This is a genomic window from Paraburkholderia tropica (assembly GCF_914484835.1).
GTDB classification, from domain to species: domain Bacteria; phylum Pseudomonadota; class Gammaproteobacteria; order Burkholderiales; family Burkholderiaceae; genus Paraburkholderia; species Paraburkholderia tropica_A.
The window spans coordinates 794-1143 of sequence record NZ_CAJZAR010000027.1 but is presented as its reverse complement, the minus strand read 5'-3'; the positions used below and the strand labels follow the sequence as shown (position 1 = coordinate 1143).

Below are 350 nucleotides of genomic sequence, written 5' to 3'. Positions count from 1 at the left end.
AAGCCGCCCGACGCGCCAAAACCACCCGCTGCGCCGCGACGACCCTGACCACCCGGACGGCCCTGGCCCTGACGCGGCTGACCCATCGCGCCGTGCGAACTCAGCACCGGCTCGCGGTTGATGAAGCCCATCGAGGTCTGCATCGGATCCGGCTGACGGCGCTCCTGCTCCTTGCCGCCGCGACCGCCCTTCTCCTCGGTCGGCGCCTTCAGGCCGACCGCCGCCATCAGCGCGCGCACCTGGTTGTCCTCGAGTTCTTCCCAGCGGCCGCGCTTGAGGCCCTTGGGCAGCGCGATCGGGCCGTGACGCGTACGGATCAGGCGGCTGACCATCAGGCCGGCTGCCTCGAA

1 pseudogene is annotated in these 350 nt (G+C 71.4%); it reads right to left on the bottom strand.

Going from position 1 to position 350, the window contains the following annotated elements:
- Positions 1 to 350 (bottom strand): annotated as a pseudogene (locus LDO54_RS39175) (23S rRNA pseudouridylate synthase B); the annotation flags it as partial.